20 protein-coding genes and 2 pseudogenes are annotated in these 24,631 nt (G+C 34.6%); all 22 read left to right on the top strand.

Features of this window, described 5'->3' with window-relative positions; all coding sequences use genetic code 11:
- Positions 1 to 31: 31 nt before the first annotated feature.
- Positions 32 to 931 (top strand): deoxyribonuclease IV, encoded by a 900-nt coding sequence (locus tag BHY08_RS05515; protein WP_071456926.1) that lies wholly within the window; start codon positions 32 to 34, stop codon positions 929 to 931.
- Between the two features lie 90 nt (positions 932 to 1,021).
- Positions 1,022 to 1,252, top strand: coding sequence for a YneF family protein (locus BHY08_RS05510; protein WP_071456925.1), 231 nt, complete (start codon positions 1,022 to 1,024; stop codon positions 1,250 to 1,252).
- Between the two features lie 86 nt (positions 1,253 to 1,338).
- A complete protein-coding gene (locus tag BHY08_RS05505; RefSeq protein WP_071456924.1) occupies positions 1,339 to 3,090 on the top strand; it encodes an ABC transporter ATP-binding protein in 1,752 nt (583 codons plus the stop codon).
- Entirely contained in the window at positions 3,090 to 4,871 is a 1,782-nt protein-coding gene (locus BHY08_RS05500; RefSeq protein ID WP_071456923.1) for an ABC transporter ATP-binding protein, read from the top strand. Before BHY08_RS05505 ends, BHY08_RS05500 begins: the two co-directional genes overlap by 1 nt.
- A gap of 177 nt (positions 4,872 to 5,048) precedes the next feature.
- A complete protein-coding gene (locus BHY08_RS10730; protein WP_084657186.1) occupies positions 5,049 to 5,249 on the top strand; it encodes a hypothetical protein in 201 nt (66 codons plus the stop codon).
- A gap of 3 nt (positions 5,250 to 5,252) precedes the next feature.
- The gene (locus BHY08_RS05495; protein ID WP_084657185.1) at positions 5,253 to 6,323 is read left to right on the top strand and encodes an ABC transporter permease family protein; all 1,071 of its coding nucleotides are present in this window, start codon (positions 5,253 to 5,255) and stop codon (positions 6,321 to 6,323) included.
- Positions 6,268 to 6,582: a hypothetical protein gene (locus tag BHY08_RS10725; RefSeq protein WP_338062359.1), complete on the top strand. Its 315-nt coding sequence runs from the start codon at positions 6,268 to 6,270 to the stop codon at positions 6,580 to 6,582. The genes BHY08_RS05495 and BHY08_RS10725 overlap by 56 nt, the downstream gene beginning before the upstream one ends.
- A 13-nt stretch (positions 6,583 to 6,595) precedes the next feature.
- On the top strand, positions 6,596 to 7,270 hold the full coding sequence (locus BHY08_RS05490) for an ABC transporter ATP-binding protein (RefSeq protein ID WP_071456922.1): 675 nt from the start codon (positions 6,596 to 6,598) through the stop codon (positions 7,268 to 7,270).
- A gap of 165 nt (positions 7,271 to 7,435) precedes the next feature.
- A pseudogene (locus BHY08_RS11455) lies at positions 7,436 to 7,843 on the top strand (PASTA domain-containing protein); the annotation flags it as partial.
- A gap of 449 nt (positions 7,844 to 8,292) precedes the next feature.
- Positions 8,293 to 8,418 (top strand): annotated as a pseudogene (locus BHY08_RS11450) (PASTA domain-containing protein); the annotation flags it as partial.
- Between the two features lie 42 nt (positions 8,419 to 8,460).
- On the top strand, positions 8,461 to 8,928 hold the full coding sequence (locus BHY08_RS05480) for a PASTA domain-containing protein (RefSeq protein WP_071456920.1): 468 nt from the start codon (positions 8,461 to 8,463) through the stop codon (positions 8,926 to 8,928).
- Positions 8,929 to 9,057: 129 nt separating this feature from the next.
- The gene (locus BHY08_RS05475; RefSeq protein WP_071456919.1) at positions 9,058 to 11,379 is read left to right on the top strand and encodes a cation-translocating P-type ATPase; all 2,322 of its coding nucleotides are present in this window, start codon (positions 9,058 to 9,060) and stop codon (positions 11,377 to 11,379) included.
- 119 nt (positions 11,380 to 11,498) lie between these two features.
- Positions 11,499 to 13,334, top strand: coding sequence for a DNA primase (gene dnaG / locus BHY08_RS05470; RefSeq protein WP_071456918.1), 1,836 nt, complete (start codon positions 11,499 to 11,501; stop codon positions 13,332 to 13,334).
- A gap of 30 nt (positions 13,335 to 13,364) precedes the next feature.
- On the top strand, positions 13,365 to 14,483 hold the full coding sequence (rpoD, locus tag BHY08_RS05465; RefSeq protein WP_071457838.1) for an RNA polymerase sigma factor RpoD: 1,119 nt from the start codon (positions 13,365 to 13,367) through the stop codon (positions 14,481 to 14,483).
- Between the two features lie 162 nt (positions 14,484 to 14,645).
- Entirely contained in the window at positions 14,646 to 15,656 is a 1,011-nt protein-coding gene (locus tag BHY08_RS05460; RefSeq protein WP_071456917.1) for a DUF1002 domain-containing protein, read from the top strand.
- A gap of 285 nt (positions 15,657 to 15,941) precedes the next feature.
- The gene (locus tag BHY08_RS05455) at positions 15,942 to 17,099 is read left to right on the top strand and encodes an efflux RND transporter periplasmic adaptor subunit (RefSeq protein ID WP_071456916.1); all 1,158 of its coding nucleotides are present in this window, start codon (positions 15,942 to 15,944) and stop codon (positions 17,097 to 17,099) included.
- Entirely contained in the window at positions 17,099 to 17,806 is a 708-nt protein-coding gene (locus BHY08_RS05450; protein ID WP_071456915.1) for an ABC transporter ATP-binding protein, read from the top strand. Before BHY08_RS05455 ends, BHY08_RS05450 begins: the two co-directional genes overlap by 1 nt.
- Entirely contained in the window at positions 17,799 to 19,019 is a 1,221-nt protein-coding gene (locus BHY08_RS05445) for an ABC transporter permease (protein ID WP_071456914.1), read from the top strand. The genes BHY08_RS05450 and BHY08_RS05445 overlap by 8 nt, the downstream gene beginning before the upstream one ends.
- 194 nt (positions 19,020 to 19,213) lie before the next feature.
- Entirely contained in the window at positions 19,214 to 20,650 is a 1,437-nt protein-coding gene (locus BHY08_RS05440) for an NCS2 family permease (protein WP_071456913.1), read from the top strand.
- Between the two features lie 189 nt (positions 20,651 to 20,839).
- Positions 20,840 to 21,739, top strand: a complete 900-nt coding sequence (gene cdaA, locus BHY08_RS05435) for a diadenylate cyclase CdaA (protein WP_071456912.1) — start codon at positions 20,840 to 20,842, stop codon at positions 21,737 to 21,739.
- On the top strand, positions 21,729 to 22,700 hold the full coding sequence (locus BHY08_RS05430; protein ID WP_071456911.1) for a CdaR family protein: 972 nt from the start codon (positions 21,729 to 21,731) through the stop codon (positions 22,698 to 22,700). The genes cdaA and BHY08_RS05430 overlap by 11 nt, the downstream gene beginning before the upstream one ends.
- Before the next feature lie 42 nt (positions 22,701 to 22,742).
- Positions 22,743 to 24,098: a phosphoglucosamine mutase gene (gene glmM / locus BHY08_RS05425; RefSeq protein ID WP_071456910.1), complete on the top strand. Its 1,356-nt coding sequence runs from the start codon at positions 22,743 to 22,745 to the stop codon at positions 24,096 to 24,098.
- Positions 24,099 to 24,631: the final 533 nt, after the last annotated feature.

Genomic DNA, 24,631 nt, shown 5'->3' with positions numbered 1-24,631 from the left:
AAGTAAGTTAATAGAAATGAGGAATTATTTTATGTTATTAGGGTCTCATGTTAGTATGAGTGGAAAAGATATGCTGTTAGGATCAGCAAAACAATCAGCAGAATATGGTGCATCAACTTTTATGATTTATACAGGTGCACCACAAAATACACGAAGAAAACCAATTGAAGAGTTAAATATTGAAGCAGGCCGAGAATTTATGCGTCAACATGATTTAGACATTAATAAAATAGTGGTTCACGCTCCTTATATCATCAATCTTGGTAACACAACGAAACCTCAAAACTTTGGGTTTGCCATTAATTTTTTACGTCAAGAAATTGAACGTGTGTCAGCTATTGGTGCAACACAAATAACAATGCATCCTGGTGCTCATGTTGGAGCGGGAGTGGACGCGGGGATTAACCAAATTATTAAAGGATTAAATGAAGTGTTAACAAGTGATCAAACACCACAAATTGCGCTAGAAACGATGGCGGGAAAAGGAACAGAAATCGGTCGTTCATTTGAGGAAATCGCACGAATTATTGACGGGGTCACACATAACGATAAATTATCTGTGACGTTAGATACATGCCACATTAACGATGCGGGTTATAATGTACGTGAAGATTTTGATGGTGTGTTAGAAGAGTTTGACAAAATCATTGGCTTGGACAGATTAAAAGTCATTCATGTCAATGATTCTAAAAACGATCAAGGCTCACATAAAGACCGTCATGCTAATATTGGCTTTGGGACAATTGGGTTTGATGCATTAAATTATGTGGTTTATCACGACCAATTAAAAGAGTTACCGAAAATTTTAGAAACACCTTTTGTAGGTGAAGATAAAAAAACAGCCAAAGCACCATACTATCATGAGATTAAAATGTTGAAAAAAGGAGAATTTAATCCTAATTTGTTAATAGATATTGAAAATAATGCTTAAATTTGTTAAAAGAGTCTTTTCATTGACGTTATTTTCTAGTACAATTGATTATTGTGGAGTAGATTAATTGGAGGAAGGAGCGTCGAAAAGATGAATACTGGATTAGCTATTTTATTCATTATTATTGCCCTAATTTTAGGAGCAGTCGGTGGATTCTTTTTAGCAAAGAAAACATTTGAAGATCAATTACAGAAAAATCCTCCCGTTAATGAGGATATGTTGCGTATGATGATGTCACAGATGGGTCAAAAACCGTCAGAGAAGAAAATACGTCAAATGATGCAAAACATGACAGCTCAAAACAACAAGAAGAAAAAATAGTTGTTTTGTTTTGGAATGAATAAAAAACATAAAAAACGGGTGCTTTTTTCGCACCTGTTTTTTTATGGTCAAAAGGAGTGAACAACTTGAGCGTTTTTAAAAAATTAGCTTGGTTTTTCAAAGAAGAAAAGAAAAACTATATTATCGGTGTAGGAGCATTAATCTTAGTTGCTATTATTCAGTTATTACCGCCGAGAGTGATTGGGATTGTCGTGGACTCTATTGCTGATAAAACATTAACCGTTCAAAAATTAATGTTTTGGGTTGGATTATTAGTATTAGCGGCTATCGTGGTGTATTTATTGCGTTATGTGTGGCGAACACACATCTGGGGTGGCGCGGCTAGATTAGAAAAACGTATGAGAAAAAGATTGTTCCATCATTTTACTCAGATGGACCAAACGTTTTATCAACGGTATCGTACAGGAGATTTAATGGCACATGCCACAAATGACTTAAACGCCATCCAAAACGTGGCTGGTGGAGGGATTTTAACCTTTGCTGATGCGTTTATTACAGGAGCTATAACGGTGATTGCGATGATTATTTTCATTGATTGGCGTTTAACATTACTAGCGTTACTACCGTTTCCACTGCTTGCTGTGTTATCTAGTAAACTTGGAGACAAGTTACACGCAGCGTTTAAAGAGTCACAAGATGCGTTTTCAAGATTAAATGATAAAACGCAAGAAACAATTACTGGGATAAAAGTGATTAAAACTTTTGGACAAGAAAAAGAAGAAATAGAAGATTTTAAAGAAAAAGTGGACTACTCTGTTAGAAAAAATAATCGCGTCAACTTTTTAGATGCATTATTTGATCCACTGATTACAATTATTATTGGATTAAGTTACATTATTTCGATTTCACTAGGTGGCTACTTAGTTAAAACTGGAAGTATTTCAATTGGACAATTAATCTCATTTTTTAACTATATTGGGATGTTGGTTTGGCCAATGTTCGCAATCGGGCGTTTCTTCAACATTTTACAACGAGGGAATGCAAGTTATGACCGTGTTAATGAATTATTAAGTGAAAAGTCAGCGATTATAGAAATGAAAACAGGTGTATCTCAGCCAGCAAAAGGAGATATCCATTATCACGTAGACAAATTTAATTACCCAGGTGATGAGGTAACAGCATTAGAACATATAGATTTTACCTTACATGAGGGAGATACTCTTGGAATAGTTGGTAAAACTGGATCAGGGAAAACAACATTACTAAAACTGTTAATGCGTGAATACGATGATTATGATGGTGAAATAGTATTTGGTGGTAACAAGTTACAACATTATACATTGGATGCACTACTTCATTCGATTGGTTATGTGCCACAAGATCATTTTCTGTTTTCGATGACAGTAAGAGATAATATTCGATTTGGTCGCCCAAAAGCATCGCAAGAATTAGTCGAAACGATTGCTAAACAAGCAGCAGTACATGATGATATTATGGGATTTAGTCATGGTTATGACACAATGGTTGGAGAACGTGGTGTCTCTCTTTCAGGTGGTCAAAAACAACGTATCTCGATTGCAAGAGCCCTATTAACAGAACCAGAATTATTAATTCTAGATGATGCGTTATCTGCTGTTGATGCTAAAACAGAGGAATTAATATTATCTAGTTTGAAAGAAACAAGACAAAATAAAACAACGATTATCACGACTCATAGATTAAGTAGTGTAAAACATGCAAAAGAAATCATTGTGATCGATGAAGGAAAAATCATCGAACGAGGCACCCATAACGAGTTGATTGCGTTAAATGGTTGGTATAAGAAAATGTATGACCATCAACAACTTGAACAAAAAATTGAAGGGGGGCTAAACTAATGGAAGAACAACAATCAGCATGGTCGAAGTCGTTTACGATGAAGGAGCAAAAAGAAATCGTTAAGCGTTTGATAACTTTTGCTAAACCGTTTAGAAAATACTTTGTCGGATCATTAGTATTTGCCGTGTTACTTGCGGTCGTTAATATTATTTTGCCGAAAATTTTGCAAGTGTTTATGGATAATCATCTAACAGATACTAGCGTGACGACACAGACGATTTTATATTTTGCTGCCCTTTATGGTTTAGGAACGTTATTTAAAGCTATTGTATGGTTTGGGCAATGGATTTTATATTACAAAGGGTCATTGCAAACATACCAATCTATCCGTGTTAAATTATTCTCCAAACTACAAATGATGGGCATGAGATACTTTGACCAGACACCTGCGGGATCAATTGTTTCTCGTGTGACGAACGACACTGAAACGTTATTTGATTTTTGGTTAGTTTTCTTGATGGTTTTATCTGCGTTATTTGGTATCGTGGCGTCATTTATTGCCATGGCAATGATTAATGTGCAATTAATGTTTGCTTGTTTGATCTTTTTCCCGATATTACTGGTGATTATCTGGTATTATCAAAAATTTAGTTCAAAGATTTACCGCAACATGCGTGAGCGATTAAGTCAATTAAACACAAAATTAAATGAATCCATCTCAGGTATGCAAATTGTGCAATACTTTAGACAAGAAGAACGTCTTGAAGAAGAATTTGAAGAAAATAATAATGAATACTTAAAAACAAAATATGCCATGATTCGAACTAATTCATTACTTCTTGCACCAATTATCAACTTACTTTTTGCTTTAGCAACCGCGATGATTTTAGGGTTTTTTGGGTTTAAATCATTGAATTCATTAGTTGAAGTTGGGATGATTTATGCGTTTATTTCATACGTACAACAGTTTTTTAATCCAATGACACAGATGATGGATTTTTTAAGTACATTTCAAGATGGTCTTGTCGCTGGAAGTCGAATTATGCGTATTTTAGATCATGAAGAATTAGTGCCACAACAAAATGAAGGAGCTAATGCAACCATCACAAACGCTAAAATCGAGTTCAGAGATGTTAGTTTTTCTTATGATGGAAAACATAATGTATTGAATAACATTAGCTTTGTCGCCAATCCAGGTGAAACAGTGGCGTTAGTTGGTCATACTGGAAGTGGTAAAAGTTCCATTATCAATGTGTTGATGCGATTTTATGAGTTTTATGATGGTGACATTTTAATTGATGATGTGAATATCAAAGATTATCCAATGGAAGAATTACGTGAGAAAATGGGATTAGTCTTACAAGATGCGTTTATGTTTTATGGTGACATTTCAAGCAATATTAGATTGTTAAATAACGCTATTACAGATGAGCAGATTGTTAATGCGGCAAAATTTGTTCAAGCGGATAAATTTATTGAAACATTACCTAAAAAGTATCATGCACCTGTTTTGGAAGGTGGATCAAGTTTTTCAAGTGGCCAACGTCAGTTGATTTCATTTGCCAGAACAATCGTCACTGATCCGAAGATTTTAGTATTAGATGAGGCAACTGCTAATATTGATACCGAAACAGAAACACTGATTCAAGAAGGATTAGAGAAAATGCGTAAAGGTCGTACGACGATTGCCATTGCACATAGATTATCTACTATTAAAGATGCCAACCTTATTTTAGTTCTTGAGAAAGGTCATATTGTTGAAAAAGGAACTCATGATGAGTTAATTGATGAAGAAGGGTTATACTACGATATGTATCGTTTGCAAAATAACCAAATATAAATTTTTTGAAGATGGTAAGGCGTTTCAGCACGTTTTGCCATCTTTTTTTCAGCCAAAAGGAGAGAGTAGTTATAAGAGTTTGAATTATTTTTTATAAAAAAATTAAATTTTAATGGATTTTATAATAAAGGATGATAAAATGAATGATAAGGCAGTTATTAAAAAGGAAGTGAAAAAATGAACTTTTTAAAAAGAGCCTTATTAAGTATTCAGCGGAGAAAAGGTAAATCGATCATTTTATTTTTAGTGATATTTATTTTAGGAAACTTAATGGCAGGTGCGATTGCGATTCAACAAGCAACTCGTGGTGTTGAGACTGATATTAAAACACAACTAGGTGCCAATGCAACGGTATCTTTTAATGAAGATAGAATTTAAGAAATGGAAGAGTCTGGAAAAGATTTGGACATCAAAGAGCCAGATACAAATGTCTATAAAGAAATTGGTCAGTTAAACCAAGTGAAATTTTATGACTACTCAGTTACGGATATGATGCAAACCAAAAAGATTAAAAACGTGCAGCCTTCAGATGATAGTTATGTGCGTGAATTTGAAGGCATCTCTTATTTTAATATAAAGGGAGCGAGTCGACCAGAACTCGTTGATGAGCGATCTAAAAAAATTAGCTTAATAGAAGGGCGAACTTTCAATGCTGATGAAATTAAAAAGGGATCGGCTGTTGCTATCATTTCGGATAAAGTGGCAAAAGAAAATAACATTCATGTAGGAGATAAAGTGGTGTTTGACCGACTAGTTGCTCATATTAGTCAAGGAGGGTCTGGTGACACAGAGACTGAAACCAAAGCAAAAGAGTATCCGATTGAAATTATTGGTTTGTTTGATGTAAAAGAAGTAAAAGAAAAAAAATCACCAGGAAATACTCAAAAAGACACGGATCAAAAAATGAATCAAACCATTGATTTATATGACAAGTTAAATGTTATATACTTACCAAATGCTTACATCGAAAAAACACAAAAGGAAATGTTGGCATTTTCATATAATAGTTTCCCTGATAATTTTTTAGATGAAAATGAAAAAGTAATGGACAAAGACACAGTGTTAAAAGAGTTTTCTTATACATCTATTCAAGTAACGTATGTATTAAACAAACCTGAAGACATTGAAGACTTTCGAATGCTTGGAAACCAAATTCTAAAGGATAAGGGGTTAGGATACTATAAAATAGAAGCAAGTTCTGATCAGTTTGATTCAATTGCTGGTCCTATTAAAGGAATGGCAAAAATCTCTCATATCGTGCTTATTGTGTCTGTGATTGCGTCTATTTTTATTATTACGTTAGTAACGATACTGTTCTTAAGAGATCGAAAACACGAATTAGGGGATATACTTGTCTCTTGGAGAGAAGCGATTCAACGTTGTAGGACAAATTGTCGTGGAAGTAATGTTAGTAGCATTGGTAGCGATGACGTTATCCGTATTTTCTGGTAATTTGCTAGCAAAAGGATTTTCTGACTCATTGATGACCATACAAAGCGATCATGCTACAGAGGATAATACCATAATTTATGGTAGCCCGATAAACGACATCAATCTAACTGAAGATGATGTTGTTAGTGCATATGAAATTAGATTAACTCCTTCCTACATTGTTCTATTTTATCTCGTTGGATTAATAGTTGTGTTACTATCTACGATTGTTCCTCTAGTTTACATTATGAGGCTCAATCCGAAGAAAATAATGATGTAAAGGAGTCTAAGTCGTGTCTATATTAAAAGCAAGTAAGTTAAACTACTATTACCAAGATGGTGATACGCGTCGGTTCATTTTGAAAAACACGAACGTCGCATTTGAAAAAGGTAAATTTTATACCATCGTTGGGCAATCTGGATCTGGTAAAACAACTTTACTATCGTTATTAGCGGGACTTGATACACCGCAGGAAGGTCGAGTTTTTTACGAGAAGAAAAACATTGAAAAAATTGGCTATGATACTTATCGTAGAGATTACATTAGCATAATATTTCAACATTATAATTTAATTCCGTATTTAACAGCCGTTGAGAATGTGATGGTCCCAATGGCCATTACTGATAATAAACTACCTGATGAGCAAGGAATTGTCGCCATTAATTTACTAGATTATATGGGAATACCAAATGAAAAATCAAAACGCTTGGTGACGCAATTATCAGGAGGAGAACAACAACGGGTGGCAATCGCAAGAGCTTTGTCAACTAATGTAGATGTGATGTTGGCTGATGAACCAACCGGTAATCTGGATGAAGAGATGGAACAAGAGATTGTGGAAATATTTAAAATGTTAGCTCATAAACACAACAAATGTGTAGTGGTTGTCACACACTCACCTGAGATAGCGTTACAATCTGATTACTCCTACCTTCTAAGAAAAGGAGCTTTAAAAGAGAATGTCTGATTTTTTGTCAAATTTTGATAGTGATAATTATAAAAATATGTTGAATGAAAAAAAAATAATAAAGACGTGTCGTCAGATGCAAACGAAAATCTCGCATTAGAAACCAATGATTTGCAATCATCAGCTTCCGACTATGATAAGCAAGAGTTTGACGATGTAGATGTTATGTTTCAAGAAGAAACAAAACATGTCAATGACACCAAAATAAAAGTTAAAAGAAAACGAAAAAAATCTGATAAGGGGTTAGATGAAGACCATTCGACAGGTAATGGGATAGAGCATGATGTTGAAATAGACCCTGATTATAAGAAAAAACAACAAACAAAACGAATCCTGATAGGTGGGATAGTTGGTATCTGTTTACTGTTGTTGTATATGGTATATTATCAAATGACCCATGTATCAGTACCAGATTTTTCAGGTAAAACCGTTGTTGAGGCAAAAAACTGGGCAACTGAAAATAAAATGAAACCTGAAATAAAACAAGAATATTCCTTGAAAATAGATTCAAACGGCATTATAAGTCAATCAATTGCACCAAATAAAAAGATTAAAAAAGGCTCTAACATAACATTTAAGGTAAGTGAAGGAGCAGATCCAAAAGGGAAAATTGAGTTACCTGATTTTGAAACGATGTCTAAAGAAGAAGTGGAACAATGGATTAAAAAAAATAAAGCCGAAAATGTCACAATCATTGATGAATACAATGATAAAATCGAAACAGGTAAATTTATTAGGTTGGAATTTACTGATAAAGAAGTCAATAAAGATCATTATTTGCGTCAAGATATTGCCAATGTTTACTTCTCTAAAGGAAAAGAAGTTTTTGAAAAAAATATTTCTGTTCCTGATTTTAGAAAAAAAGCAAAAGGGAAGAGGGAGAGAGAGAAGAAGAGAGAGAGGAGAAAGAGTCGGGAAAGAGAGGAAGAGAGAGATGAGAGAGCAGAGAGAGGGAAAGGAGAGGGGGGGGGGGGGGGGGGGGGGGGGGAGGGGGGGGAGGGAGAGAGAGAGGGAAAAAAAATATTTCTGTTCCTGATTTTAGAAAAAAAGCAAAATCAGAGGTTGAAGATTGGGCAAAGAAAAATGAGATCAATGTCGAGTTCAAAGAATCTGATTCAGATAAGATTGAACCAGATTTTGTCATATCGCAAACAGTTTCTCCAGAAACAAAATTAGCCAAGCATGATAAAATGAGTGTCTCAATATCTGTTGGAAAAGCCGTGGTTGTTCCTAATTTTGCGAATTATTCTGCCGAAGAAGCAACGAACGTCTCGCCGGATTTACAGGTTGTCACGAAACAAAGTTTTTCTGATAATGTTCCATTTGGTCAATTAATTGATCAATCTATTGAAGCAGGTAAAAAATTGACAGGTAATGATAATAAAACTGTGAATGTCACCTATTCTGTTGGACGACCATATATTAAGTCATTTTTTGGTCAACTTGAAGGAGACATCCCTAAACTAATTTATGAAAACTTTAATTCAAAAGGTGCTTCAGTTACTTATGAAGTGTATTATGTTGATTCATATAAAGAAAAAGGACAAATTGTTAATACTAATGCCTATAATCAATATATTCCGACAAATGCACATTTAGTATTTGCTATAAGTAATGGTCGATATGCCTCATTACCTGATGAAAAAACGACCAGTTAAGATGAGTAGAACGCTTAAACTCCTAAGCTTTTTTAGTTAGGAGTTTAATTATTTGTTAAAAGACTTTAAACTTATTATAAATATCTATATAATAATGAAAGAATAAATGAAAAAGAGAGAGTAGATAAAATGAAAATGAATGAAACAGGATTAACCAAAGAGGAAGTTAATCAGCGAATAGCCAAAGGACAAGTGAATGATTATGTTTCAGATACTTCAAAAAGTAATAAAGATATCATTTTTGATAATGTCTTCACCCTATTTAACCTACTAAACGTGATTATTGCGATTTGTTTAGCTTTAGTCGGTGCATATAGTAATATGTTTTTTATGGCAATCATTATTTTAAATGTTGTGATTGGTGTGTCTCAAGAAATTCGTGCGAAAAATTTAGTAGCACAACTTTCCATTGTGAACGAAGAAAATGTGGATGTCTATCGTGATAATCAAAAAATTGGCATTCCTACGACTGAGTTAGTAATGGATGATATTGTGATTTTATCAGCTGGACAACAAGTACCATCTGATACAATTATTGTTTCAGGTAATGTGGAAGTCAATGAGTCACTTTTAACCGGTGAAGCAGATTTAATTAAAAAAGGTGTCGATAGCCAGCTAATGTCAGGGAGTTACGTGACAAGTGGTCAATGTGTGGCGAAAGTTATTCATGTTGGAAAAGACAATTATGCCATTAAGATTGCCGAAGAAGCTAAAATACATAAACCTGTGACGTCTGAATTAGTTCAATCAATTAGAAAAGTGGCTAAATTTACAAGTTACATTATTATTCCATTAGGGGTCATTTTATTTTTAGAAGCTTATTTTTTAAGAAACAGCGATATCAAGCTATCCGTTGTTTCTTCAGCTGCAGCACTACTTGGAATGTTACCAAAAGGAATGGTGCTTTTAATCAGTATTGCGCTTGCAACAGGTGTTGTGAAATTAACGAAGAAAAAAGTATTAGTACAAGATATGCATTCTATTGAAACGTTAGCTCATGTTGACGTGTTATGTTTGGATAAAACAGGAACCATTACTCAAGGTAACATGATTGTCTCAGAAGTGATTGATTTGGCAAGTAAAAATAGCCAAATTGATACGAATAAGTTAATGGGTAATTATATCAATGCAACAGATGATAATAACCTTACAATGCAAGCCTTACGTTCATATTTCAAGACATCAAATGACTTAAACGTATTAGATGTATTACCATTTTCTTCTGATAGAAAATGGGGTGCTGTGTTATTTGAAGGCATTGGTTGTGTGTATTTAGGTGCACCAGAAAGATTAGTATCAGAAAGTTCCATACCTACAGAAGTGATGCAAGCTCAAGAACAGGGAAGTCGTGTCTTATTAATAGGTATTGATGCACAGGCGACACAAATTAACGACACAGTTGGTTCTGTTGACGCTCAATCAGTTTTAATTATTGAAGATGCCATTCGTGAAAACGCGGAAGAAACGTTAGCTTATTTGGATAGTGAAGGGGTTGCGTTAAAAGTTATTTCAGGTGACAACCCAATTACCGTATCAAATGTTGCTAGACGTGCGGGATTAAAAAATTATGAGCAATATATCGATTTATCAACTATCAAAACTGAAGAAGCAGTCAAACAAATAGTTGATGATTACACTGTATTTGGGCGAGTGAGTCCACAACAGAAAAAATGGTTAGTGGAAGCTTTGCGTCAAAAAGACCATATTGTTGCTATGACAGGTGATGGTGTCAATGATATTTTAGCAATGAAAGAAGCAGATTGTAGTATCGCCATGGCAGAAGGAGATAACGCCACACGTCAAATGGCGAATCTTGTCTTGCTTAACTCAGATTTTACTACGTTGCCAGACGTATTATTTGAAGGTCGACGCGTAGTAAACAACGTGACAAAAGTGGCAAGTATTTTCTTTATTAAAACAATCTATTCATTCATTTTGTCAATCATTTGTATGGTAGCAGCGATTGGATTTCCATTTATTCCAATTCAAATTACACTGCTTGATTTGGCAATTGAAGGTTACCCAACATTCTTTTTATCATTTGAATCAGATAAACGCAAGATTACAACAAAATTCTTACCAACTGCGTTAAGACGAGCGTTACCAAATGCGTTACTGGTGGTAATAAACATCCTTGTGATTTACTTTATTTCACCGAAGTTTGGCATTAGTGGAGTCGATCAAACGACGTTAATGTATTATATGTTAATTGCAGTGAGCTCAATGGCAGTGATTAAAGCTTGTCTTCCGTTTAATCCATTAAGATTATTCTTAGCTGTGACAACAACTGTGGGAACATTTGTTGCAGCTATGCTATTCAAGTCATTACTTGAAATTACGTGGCTCAATGCGACAACACTCCCTATTTTTATCGTGCTTGTTATCTGTTCAATTTTAGGTAAGTTAATTTTAGATAAATTGATTACTGGAAAAATGGGTTCTTTTAACTAAGCACAAATTGTTGCAAACATGTCGAATTATGTTATAATTTATTATGAAAAGTTATGTCATGGTCGCGCTGGGTTCAGTGCGACTTTTCTGACTTAATTATGTAAAAGGGGATGATTACGTTGTCACAATTAATCCCTCAAGAATTAATTGATACAGTTAGACAAGAAACAAATATTGTTGAGGTTGTTGAAAACTATGTTCAATTAAAAAAATCTGGTAAAAACTACCTTGGTTTATGTCCCTTTCACAACGAAAAAACGCCTTCGTTTACTGTAGCAGAGGACAAACAAATCTTTCATTGTTTTGGGTGTGGCAAGGGTGGTAATGTGTTTACGTTTATTCAAGAGATAGAAGGATTGTCGTTTCCTGAATCTGTTGAGAAGTTGGCAGTACCTTTAAATGTCTCATTACCAACTTCAGTTTATAGTGAACAACGTAGCACTGAAAAAAATCAAACGCACCAGACGTTAATCACAATGCATGAGCATGCAAAAAAGTTTTTTCATCATATACTAGTGAATACAGAGGCTGGAAAAGAGGCGATGGCTTATTTAGAGTCGCGAGATATTCCTAAAGACGTAATAGAAGAATTTGAGATAGGATTTGCTCCGGACAATCGGCAAATTTTATTAAAAGTTATGGAAAAAGAGTTTGATGAAACGTTTTATGGACAGTCAGGTTTGTTTATCGAAAGAGATGATGGATCATATACCGATCGCTTTGTTAACCGGATTATGTTTCCAATAAAAGATGCTCAAGGTAAAACAATTGGATTTTCAGGTCGCATGATGCCTTCTGAACAGGCACAACAAGACGTCAAACAACCAAAGTATTTAAACAGTCCTGAAACGGAAATTTTTAATAAACGAGATGTCATTTATAATTTTCATTTGGCAAGACCCCATATTAGAAAGTCGAATGATGTATTTTTATTTGAAGGATTTATGGATGTGATATCATCTCATATGTCAGGGGTAAAAAATGCGGTCGCTACAATGGGAACGAGTTTGACTGAACAGCAGATTAATCGACTCGAGAGAGTTTGTCAAGATGTGACGATTGTCTATGACGGTGATGCTGCTGGGATAAATGCGACAAATCGTGCGGTAGAGTTATTAACTGATAATACAACGCTAGGTGTTCAAGTAGTGATGTTACCCAATCGGTTAGATCCAGATGAGTATAGAAAAACATATGGTCTTGAAGCATTGGAAAATGAATTAAAGCACCATCAGTTAACCGTGTTTCAGTTTAAGAAACAATTTTTATCACAAGAGTTTAATCTAGACAATGAGTCAGATGTGTTAACTTATTTAGATCTTGTCTTACAGGAATTAGCGAAAATCCCATCAGTTATTGAAAAAGATTTTGCGTTAACTCAATTATCTGAAGAGTATCACGTTTCAAAAGATACCTTGCAAATCCAGTTAAATTCGTTTATTCAGTCAAACAAAGCGCATCAGTTTAAAAAAGTCATACCAAAACAACCAGAAGTTGTGATACCACAAATTCAACAAGTACGAAAACAAACGGTGGTTGAAAAAGCTGAAAGATTACTAATTTATCGTATATTAAAAGAGAAGGCAATATTTACTCAATTAGTAAATAAAAAGGATTTTTCGTTTGTTCATGATGAATACCAAGAGTTATTTCAGCATATAGCAAGTTTTTATGAACTATATGGTCAAATTGAACTAGCAGATTTTATTAATTATTTAAAAGAAGAAAATTTAAGACAATTATTAGTCACAATTACCATGCAGGACATTAGTCAACAAAGTAATGAGACAGAGATTAGTGATTGTTTACATGTGATAAAAAAAGCGAGCATTCAATCTAAAATTGACGATTTAATGACTCGACAACAAACAGCTAAGCAGACAGGGAATGCTGTTGAAGAAATGGAAGTAACATTAGAGATTATCCAATTACAAAAAAAATTAAGTAATTGGTGATAATATAAGGGGGAGTCCATCGTGTCAAAAATGGTAAAAGATGAAGCATACAAAAAAGAAGTAACCAAATTCATCAAGTTGAACAAGGTAAAAGGTTCGGTGTTTTATGATGAGTTAACAAACAAATTAGCTACTCCTTATGAATTAGATGCTGATGATATGGATGAATTGATTGAAAAAGTTGAGGACGCAGGAATTAGCGTTGTTGATGAAAAAGGCGAGCCAAGTGAACATAGTTTGCGTGTCGCTAAAAAAAATCAAGAATCTAAGAAGACAAAAGAAAAAGAAGAAGAAGAAGATTTAATTGCACCAGCTGGGGTAAAAATTAATGATCCTGTTCGTATGTATCTTAAAGAAATTGGTCGTGTATCCCTTCTTACAGCTGACGAAGAAGTGGCTCTAGCGTTACGTATTAAAGAAGGTGACCCTGAAGCAAAGCAAGAACTAGCAGAAGCTAACTTGCGTTTAGTGGTTAGTATTGCCAAACGTTATGTTGGTCGTGGGATGCAATTCCTTGATTTAATCCAAGAAGGTAACATGGGATTGATGAAAGCTGTAGAAAAATTTGACCATGAAAAAGGATTTAAGTTTTCTACTTATGCGACTTGGTGGATTCGTCAAGCGATTACTCGTGCGATTGCCGACCAAGCCAGAACGATTCGTATTCCGGTTCATATGGTTGAAACAATCAACAAATTAATTCGTATCCAACGTCAATTACTACAAGACTTAGGGCGCGAACCAACACCTGAAGAAATTGGAGCGGAGATGGATTTATCACCTGAAAAAGTACGTGAAATCCTTAAAATCGCACAAGAGCCTGTGTCTCTTGAAACACCAATTGGGGAAGAAGATGACTCACACTTAGGAGATTTTATTGAAGATCAAGAAGCGACAAGTCCTGCTGAACATGCAGCCTATGAATTATTAAAAGAACAATTAGAAAGTGTATTAGATACACTGACCGATCGCGAAGAAAATGTTTTGCGTTTACGTTTTGGCTTAGATGATGGCCGTACGCGTACTCTTGAAGAAGTAGGAAAAGTATTTGGTGTCACACGTGAGAGAATCCGTCAAATAGAAGCAAAAGCGTTAAGAAAATTACGCCACCCATCTCGTTCAAAACAATTAAAAGACTTTTTAGAATAAAAATAATATCGCACTAGTTAAAGCTAGTGCGTTTGTTTTTAATTGATTTTTTTTAAAGAATGTTAAATAATCAATAAAAAGACTTAATTCATTCTAAAGATGGATGGAAATAAGGAATAGATGTGTTACATTTAGTAGGAAATAAGATGAAAAGGTGATGTTATGAATAAATTTAAAAAGATTTTACTAGGTCTTACACTACTTTCAACAGTTGGATTAAGTACGCAAGTTTCGGCTGCAGAAAAAGCGAAAGATGAAGGATGGGATATTCCAAATATCGCATTAGGTAATGGCTTAACAGATGCTGAAAAGCAACAAACACGTGATATTTTAACAAAAGACTTGAGTAAAGTATCCATGTTAAGTGGAACAAACACTCAGAATATAAATGAATACATTGTTGATGGCAATGATTTAGTGAAGTATGTGACCGACGTTCCAGAATTTACCAGTTCGTCAAAAGCTTATTCAAGTGCGTTGATTGCTCGTACAAAAAGTGGGTCGGGTGTGACAGTTGATATTGTGACACCAGATAAAATTACTGCAAGAACAGAAGCAATGTACCGCTCAGCAGCTATTACAAGTGGTGTATATGATGCATACATTCGTATTGCAAGCGTTCGACCAATGGATGGTAGTGGTGCATTAGCTGGTATTTATAAGATTTATGATGAAGTAGATCCTGCCTCTAATCAAACAGAACAAAAAGAGCGTGATGAAAAGCGTGAAGTAGCACAAGATCAAATGCAAGTGGTCTCTGCCATTGATCAACAAAACCAAGATAATAAAGATTATTCTTCAGAAAACATCTTAGTCATGTTAGCTGATATTCAAATGGAATTACAAAAAATTAATAAGAAATTAAGTGACATGTCTGATGAGAAAAAGAAACAAGAAGTAACCAATGTGGTTGACGAACAAATTGAGAAAAACGGCCTGCAAGAAGCCATTACACCAGAACTAAAAACGCAAGTCGTCAATAACATGGTGAACTTTACTAATACAAGTGCCATCACAGATAAAGAATTAACCAGTCAATTATCTGGGTTTAAAGATGACATTGTGAAAAATGGTAAAGAATTTAAAGATAATTTATTGTCAGAAGAAAATGTCGAAAAAGCAAAAGGAATTTGGCAAAAGATTAAAGATTTCTTCTCAAACTTATTTAAATAACGTTGAAACTATCTAGTGAAAACTAGGTAGTTTTTTTAATAGACTAGGGGATTATAAGTTCAGCCGTCAATGTCTAGCTCCCAAGTCCTGACCTAGTGAAAAAAAGATAAATTTGCCCCATTGCGCGCTTCGCTGCTCATTCAGGGTCAAATTTCCTATTTTTTCATAGGTCAAGGCGGACTTATCCGCTTTTCTTATACTCATTCACAATAGGACCATCGACTGATTTTTCCAATGCTTTTTTTAGGTATACTTAAATTATTAATGAAAAAGGAGTTATTGGGGATGTCGAAAAAGAAAAAAGTGGTTATTGGGAGTATTATTGGGTTGGTAGTGATTGCTGCAATCGGTGGGAAAATGGTGTTATCGAAAAAAGAGCCAGTAAACACAAAGGAAGAAGAAAAAATTGAGTTTTATACCGTTGAAAATGTTGATCAAGTGTTTATTAATGGTGTGGTAACACCTGTTATGTCAAAAGAATTTACCAAAGATACAACTCTAGGTAAATTGGGTGATTTAAACGTAAAAAATGGTGAAAATGTCACAAAAGATACAGTGCTTTATCAATACTTAGATGAGACAACAGACTCTCAAATTAGAGATTTGAAATTTCAAATTGAATCAACACAAGCCGAAAAAGAAAAAGCTGCAAGACAAATGCAACTTGAAATAAATGAAATGAATAATGCGCCAACCTCAGAATCAGGAGAAGCTACCAGTAGCCCTGTATCGAAAGAAAGCATAGACTTAAAATATGATTTAGGTAGTTATGATATTAAAATGAGTCAATTACAAACACAAATTAATGAATTAAGCGAAAAACAGGTTAATAAAGTCATTGCACCTTTTGACGGTCAGGTTATTATTCCACAAGACCAAAACAGAGATAGTGCCATTTTAACTTTATCATCAACTGATTTTTATGTTGAAGGTAGTGTCAATGAGAAAGACTTAGAAAAAGTTAAAGAAAAACAAATAGCGGACGTTAGAACCATTGCGGATAATAAACTATACAAAGGTGAAGTCACTTATGTGTCTAATATTCCAAATACCCAGCAAGCAACAGAAGGTGGTGCATCAAATAGTGGGAATTCTTTATCAACTTACACAGTAAAATTAAGTTTAAAAGATGCAAAAGAAATTCGTAAAGGATTCCACGTACAAGCTTCAATTAAGCTAGAAGATAAAAAAATAGAAATACCAAAAGAAGCCGTAAAAGTAGATGATAAAACGAAGGAAGTTTATGTACTCGTTGATGATTTTGGCACAATTGCAAAACGGGTAGTTGAAACGACCGATCAAGGGGCATCAAAAGATAAAATTATCGTAACAAGTGGTTTAGAAGGCTTAGATCGTGTCATTATTTCATCCGAAGTACCTTTAACAGTAGGTGAACCAACTCCTGGGGGTGAAGTTACCGAAAATGAAGGAGGAGAAAAATAATGAGTCACGACAACCCAGTATTAGTTGAGTTAAACGATATAAATAAATACTATCCAGTCGGCAAATCAACACTGCATGTCTTAAAAAATCTCAACCTTACTATTGAGCAAGGCGAATTTATCATGATTATGGGGAAATCCGGTAGTGGAAAAACGACGCTCATGAATATTATTGGATTTTTAGATCAACTATCAGATGGTGAGTATATTTTTGATAATAAAGACGCGTCAGAATTAACTGAAAATCAAAAATCGACTTTAAGAAACGAATATATCGGATTTATTTTTCAACAATTTTTTTTAATACAATCGTTAAATGTGATTCAAAATGTTGAATTACCAATGGTGTATGGTGGAAAGAAAAAAGAAAAAGAACGTCGTCAAATCGCCTCAGACTATTTAGCTATGGTTGGTTTAGAAGGAAAAGAGTTTTCTAAAACGACTGAGTTATCAGGAGGACAACAGCAACGTGTCGCTATAGCTAGAGCCTTAGTTAATGATCCACTATTAATTATGGCAGATGAACCGACAGGAGCCCTTGATAGTGAAACGAGTGAAGATATTATGACTATCTTGTCGAATTTAAATAAAGAAGGAAAAACAATTGTCATGGTCACTCATGATCCTGATATGAGAAAGTATGCCACACGAGTGGTTTATATGAAAGATGGTTTATTCCTTACCGAGGAGGAATTTATCAATGCTTAAAAATCTATTATTAAGTACTTTCTTAAGTTTAAGGGCACATAAACTACGTGTTTTTTTAACGATGGTTGGAATTATTATTGGAATCACAGCTGTCGTGACAGTATCAGCAATCGGTGAAGGGATGAAGCAAAGTAGCTTAAAAGTAATGGAATCTACCGATGCTAACGTGATTCGTCTAATCTATAAAGTCGATCAGAGTGATGATAGTATTGGCTTTCAAGACGAAGAGCCGTTTGAGTTTGACAAACTTGATTTAAAACTGTTAAGAGGACTCGATGGCGTTGATACCATTAGTGCTGATTATGGGTTTGGATTCGGTGCTAAAGAGATGGTGACGAGTACACTAAACTATTTTGACACTTCAGGTAGTGGTCAAATTGTGGCAACAAGTAAAACGAATACACCAGTTGGTTTTGGAAATAGTTTTACTACTGAGCAATTAGAATCAAATAGTATTATTATCACGTATGATACCATGCAATCAACGTTAGGCATCCGAAAACCTAAAGATATTATTGGAAGAGCGATTGATGTTGATGGTATAAAATTTTTGGTAGTCGGTGTAAAGGCTAAAATTGATGATGACGCCATGATAATGGATGATTCCGCCTTTTTTGACGAAGTGCCTAAAAAAGCGTTTAATGACCTTGCAAAGAATAAACCAATCAATGCAATTAAATTAAAAACGACAGACCACAGTGACAGACAAGCCATTATTGATCAAGCAAATACGTTACTTAAAGAACAACACCCCAATCTAGTTGGAACATTTGAAGAAGATCGTTCAAATGAACAAGCACGTCAACAAATTGAATCGATGCTTCAAGCTGTCGTGACAGGTTTGTTATTCATTACGGCTATTTCTTTATTAGTTGGAGGAATTGGGGTGATGAATATTATGTATGTGTCTGTTTCTGAGCGAAAACGTGAAATCGGGATTCGCCGTGCAATCGGTGCGAAACCAATCACCATTTTATTACAATTTTTATTAGAAGCTGCTTTTATTACGCTAATTGGCGGGGTCGTCGGTATCTTCTTTGGATGGGGACTTGCAACACTGATTTCCACTTTTGCAGATGGTATTACAGCAATTGTTAGTCCAAGTATGGCAATACTCTCAGCGTCTATTTCAGCAGGAATTGGGTTAATATTTGGTGTTATACCAGCTATTAATGCCGCCAAATTAGATCCTATAAAAGCAATTTATCAATAAATCAAACACTTAATTTGTTCAAATCGAGCAAATTAGGTGTTTTTTGTTATTAAATAAGTAAAAGTCGAACAATGCGAAGAAAAATTTAGATAAATATAAATAAATGGTTGCCATTTCTCCTTATTAATTCTATAATCAATTTTGTTAGAGTTATTAACGAACTAATTATATTATGGAAGGTGCAATGTTAAGAAATGGAAAAGTTTTTTAGATTAAAAGAGAATAACACAACGGTTTCTACGGAAATCATGGCGGGGTTAACGACATTTTTTGCAATGAGTTATATTTTATTTGTGAATCCGACCATTTTATCTTTATCAGGAATGCCGTTTCAAGCAGTCTTTCTAGCTACTATTATCGCATCAGCAATTGGAACGCTCGTCATGGGATTGTTTGCTAATGTACCATATGCACAAGCACCAGGTATGGGCTTAAATGCGTTTTTCACTTTTACTGTTGTCATGGGATTAGGTTATTCATGGGAACAGGGGTTAGCGATGGTCTTTTTATGTGGTATTATCAATATTATTATTACCATCACAAACTTGAGAAAATTAATTATTCAATCAATTCCCGAAAGTTTGCAACATGCTATTGGTGGTGGAATAGGGATTTTTATTGCATATGTTGGAATTAAAAATGCTGGATTACTTCAATTTACATCAGATGAGGCGTCAATTGTTTCTTCAGTAGTTGATGGGGATAAAGCAACGAACGTTGTATCAAATGGTGGGATTGTCCCAGCATTGGCGAATTTTAATAACCCAGCTATTATTTTGGCACTGATTGGGCTAGTTATTACTACAGTGTTGGTGATTAAAAACGTCAAAGGAGCTATTCTAATAGGGATAGTAGCGACTACAATTATTGCTATTCCAATGGGGGTTGTTGATTTTAGTTCGATTAATTTTCAAGAGAATTCATTAGGAAACTCAATCAAAGACTTAGGAACGACATTTGGTGCAGCTTTTGGTCCAAATGGCATGCCTTCACTATTTTCTGATGTAGCCAAAATACCTCAAGTTTTATTAACGGTTTTAGCATTTAGTTTATCTGATATTTTTGATACGATTGGAACATTTATTGGGACAGGTCGTCGCACTGGTATTTTCTCAAAAGAAGAAGAAGAATCCGTTATGACAAGTAAAGGGATTAAATCAAAAATGGACAAAGCATTGTTTGCTGATGCTATTGCAACAACAGCTGGATCAGTAGTTGGGACAAGTAACGTCACAACTTATGTAGAAAGTGCAGCTGGTATTGGTGCGGGTGGACGTACTGGTTTAACATCAGTGGTTGTCGCCATTATGTTCTTGTTAAGTAGTTTCTTATCACCTGTTGTTGGGGCAGTGCCTTCTCAAGCAACGGCTCCGGCATTAATTTTAGTTGGTATCATGATGATGGCGTCATTTAAAGAAATTGCCTGGACTAATCTTGAAGATGCTGTGCCAGCCTTCTTTACTTCAATATTTATGGGTCTAGCATATAGTATTTCTTATGGTATAGCTGCAGGATTTATTTTCTATGTGTTAATCAAAGTGGTTAAAGGAAAAGTAAAAGAAGTCTCACCTGTTTTATGGGTAGTGACGGCTCTATTTGTTATTAACTTCATTGTATTAGCGACGTTATAGTTTATTGACATACTCGACAAATGTTGGGTGTGTTTTTTTATTGAAAGTAATTAAATTATTAAAAAAAGTCATTGAAAGTTTTCCGATAACCATGCTATGTTATAATAGTAAAAGTATGAGAAAGTAACCATAATGCTAGGGGGGAGCAAGATAGAGTAAACTACTTAATTGTAAAGGGGGAGGAGCAAGATGATGTTAACTCAAGCGAGCTTGTTCAGACCTGAGATATGGCAAAATTTATTAGATAAATATTTTACGCTTAGTGTACTGGTACATATCATTGATATATTAGTCGTGTGGTATGTCGTATATAAGTTTTTGATGCTACTTAATGACACAAAAGCGATTCAAGTATTTAAAGGGATTGCTGTAATTATCATTGTAAGGATTGTCAGTGATTTTATTGGCTTAAATACAGTTTCTTGGCTAATGAATCAAGTGATTACTTATGGTGTAGTTGCTGCAATCGTCATTTTTCAACCTGAAGTTCGGCGTGGATTAGAACATCTTGGTAGAGGTGCGGCACTAACGCACTCTAACAAACAAAAAAATATGCAACAATCATTTATTACTGCGTTAGATGAATCGTTGCAATATATGTCTAAGAGAAAAATAGGGGCATTGATTACGATTGAGCGAAATGATAGTTTAATTGATATTATTGAAACTGGTATTCCGCTCGATGCGGATATATCGAGTCAATTACTAATTAATATCTTTATACCCAATACACCATTGCATGATGGGGCTGTCATTATTAAAGATAATAAAATTGCATCAGCATCGAGTTATCTGCCTTTATCAGAAAGTAATAAAATACCAAAAGAATTTGGGACACGTCACCGTGCGGCAATTGGTATGAGTGAATCATCGGATGCGTTGACACTTGTTGTATCAGAAGAAACAGGTGATGTGAGTATTACGCATAACAAGACATTTTTACCAGGTCTTCAGCGTGAAGCTTATTTAGAAGTATTAAAACAAGAATTAGCTGATGATCAAGAAGATGTATCCCAATCAAATTTGGCAATGTTTATCGAAGATATTAAAAAAAGTTTTACTAAGGGAGGAAAAAACGATGAAAAATGATCGTAAATCACCTTGGTTTATTAGAATATTATCTTTGTTTTTTGCCATTCTTTTATACTATAATGCCAACTCATTTGTCATATCACATAAGACAAATAACACAGTAACTAATTTGGAAGCAACAGCTGAAAATGTACCAGTTAATGTTACTTATAACCAAGATAAGTATTTTATTTCCGGTTATAAAGAAAGTGTTTCTGTTGAATTGACAAGTAATAATAAAATTTTGTTAGACAAGGAGTCTAATGCTGAAACACGTGGCTTTTCAGTGGTAATGGACTTAACGAAATATAGTGTTGGGACACATGAAGTACCATTGCAAATTGTTGGGTTACCAAATTCGGTTAAAGGAACTGTTAAACCGAATAAATTATCTGTTACCATAGAAAATAAAGATAGCAATTCATTCAAAGTTGAACCAGCGATTGATAATAAAATTTACCAAGACGGATACTCAACAAAAGAAGTGACGATTGATCCAATGAATGTAAAAGTAAGTGGCTCTGAATCGTCCATTCAAGAAATTGATCGAGTCATTGCTGGTGTCAGTGAACGAACAAACGTTACAGGGAATTTTTCAGAGAAAGTGCAGCCATATGCTGTCAATAAAGCTGGAGAACCACTGAATGTTCGAATTGAACCTGATACAGTGACTGTTAATGTAAAAGTCAATGTCCCAAGTAAACGAGTTAAAATTACTCCAATCCAATCAGGGACCATTCCAAAAGGGATTAAAGATTTTACGTTTACACTAAAAGATGACATGGTGGATATAGAAGGACCAAAAGAAGTACTGGATGAAATAAATGGCATAGAGCTTAAGGTTGATACAACAAACATTCGTGAAACGACAACAAGTTCTTATTCTGTGGTTGTACCAAATGGTGTGAAAGCTATACCGGAAATGGTGTCCATAACAGTTAAACCAAATGAAGCAAAAACGACCAGTGATAGTAAATAATACATTATAAAAATTGTAAAATGAGTGAGGAGAATAATTAAAATGGGTAAATATTTTGGCACTGATGGTGTGAGAGGTGTTGCAAATAAAGAACTAACACCAGAACTAGCATTCAAAATTGGGCGTTGTGGAGGGCATGTCTTATGTCAACATAGCCACTTAACTGAAGGAAAACCACAAGTACTTGTTGGAAGAGACACACGTATTTCTGGACAATTATTAGAACAAGCACTTATTTCAGGACTCCTTTCAGTTGGAATAGAAGTTTTACAGCTAGGTGTGATTTCTACACCAGGCGTGGCGTATTTAACAAGAACGCAAAAAGCAGCAGCAGGTGTGATGATTTCAGCGTCACATAACCCAGCTGAAGATAATGGTATCAAGTTCTTTGGGCCAGATGGATTCAAATTATCTGATGAAGAAGAAGAAGAAATTGAAGCATTATTAGATGCTGAAACCGACGTTTTACCTCGACCATCAGCATTAGGACTTGGAACTTTGAATGTTTATCGTGAAGGTGCGCAAAAATACATTGAATTCTTGAAGAAAACAGTGGATGAAGAATTCACTGGTTTGAGTGTCTGCCTAGATGGAGCAAATGGAGCAACTACTCCGTTAATCAATCAACTTTTTGCAGATTTAGATACAGATTTCTATACAATGGGCGTTAGACCAGATGGGTTAAACATCAATGATGGTGTTGGTTCAACACATCCTGAAAAACTAGCAGAAATGGTTGTTGAAAAAGAAGCTGATTTAGGTTTAGCCTTTGATGGTGATGGTGATCGTGTGATTGCTGTTGATGAAAAAGGACAAATCGTTGATGGAGATAAGATTTTATATATTTGTGGTAAATATCTTGCAGCCAATGATGAGTTAAACAAAGATACAATTGTTGCCACTGTTATGAGTAACTTAGGGTTCCATAAAGCCGTTGAAGAAGCAGGTATGACGGCTGTTACAACTCAAGTTGGTGATAGATATGTGGTTGAAGAGATGCGCAAATCTGGTTACAATCTTGGTGGAGAACAATCAGGACACATCGTCTTCTTACAACACAACACAACAGGTGATGGGTTACTTTCAGGCATTCAATTGATGCAAGTAATGAAAGCTTCTGGTAAAAAATTATCCGAATTAGTAGCCGACATTGAAGAATACCCACAAAAATTAGTGAACATTAAAGTGTCAGATAAATATGGTGCGATGGATGTTCCGGCTATAAAAGCGATTATTGAAGAAGTTGAAGGAGAAATGAATGGGGATGGTCGAATCCTTGTAAGACCTTCAGGAACTGAGCCATTACTTCGTGTGATGGCAGAAGCACCAACAGAAGAAAAAGTTAATTATTATGTTGATAAAATTGCTGATGTTGTCGTAAAAGAAATCGGAATTTAAACTGATAAACAGTGAGTGGAGGATTTCACTCACTGTTTATGTGTATTATATTATCAGTTTTGTTGTAATTATCCGATTAGTAAAGGGGAGTGATGTTCTTTCCATCTGTCATGTTTATTATCTCTATCTATCAACTTGATCTATGGAATAACATTAGAAATTTATTCTCTTCTTGTTCAGTTTTGTTCTTTAAATGTACTTATGAAAGAATTTATAAAGTGTTATCAGATGCCATAAAAAATATTAGTGATGACAAACTCATTTAGTTAGTCTCGCTTTTTGTCTATACCAATAGTTACTTATTTTCAATATTAAGTCATTTAAATGTTGACTGAGACTTTATTAAAGGTTATTATGTTCTTGTTTCTATTTTATATGACTATTTAGGTTATCTATACCAATTAGCGCCAGACCTTTTTAAAAGGTGACGAGGAATGAGTTTATCGAAAATTCGGCGGGTGGCTCATAGGGGATTGCACTCTGAAGATAAAGACAAAAAAACAGGGAAACATGTTTGACAAAACTTTATCTAT

Origin of the sequence: Vagococcus teuberi, assembly GCF_001870205.1 — a bacterium.
In the GTDB taxonomy this organism is placed as follows: domain Bacteria; phylum Bacillota; class Bacilli; order Lactobacillales; family Vagococcaceae; genus Vagococcus; species Vagococcus teuberi.
The sequence above is the reverse complement of the archived record's forward strand: the minus strand, read 5'-3'. Positions and strand labels throughout refer to the sequence as shown.